1 protein-coding gene is annotated in these 328 nt (G+C 50.2%); it reads right to left on the minus strand.

Annotated elements, in window-relative coordinates; genetic code table 11:
• Window positions 1–321 (minus strand): P-loop NTPase family protein (locus tag FWJ25_RS20850; protein ID WP_497755927.1); only part of this gene is annotated, 321 nt, incomplete at its 3' end.
• Between the last annotated feature and the right edge of the window lie 7 nt (window positions 322–328).

Here is a 328-nt window from a genome sequence, read left to right on the forward strand (position 1 = left end):
GAGCTTTTTATCTAAACCCCAGAAGACCTGAACAATACTGGGGGTTGCGGAGGTAACAGGGTCTGAARAATCACCACCWGGAGGAGAGACGGCTCCAACAATTGTGACACTGCCAKTCCTGTCTGGACTTCCCAGRCATTTYACCTTACCAGCACGTTCATAAAAGGATGCCAAACGYGCAGCCAAGTAAGCTGGGTAACCACTATCAGCAGGCATTTCAGCCAAACGCCCTGAGATCTCACGCAAWSCCYCAGCCCAYCGKGAGGTGGAGTCAGCCATCATACTRACGTTGTAGCCCATATCACGRAAATACTCRGCAATTGTAMTT

This window comes from Marinobacter salinexigens (assembly GCF_008370345.1).
GTDB lineage: Bacteria > Pseudomonadota > Gammaproteobacteria > Pseudomonadales > Oleiphilaceae > Marinobacter > Marinobacter salinexigens.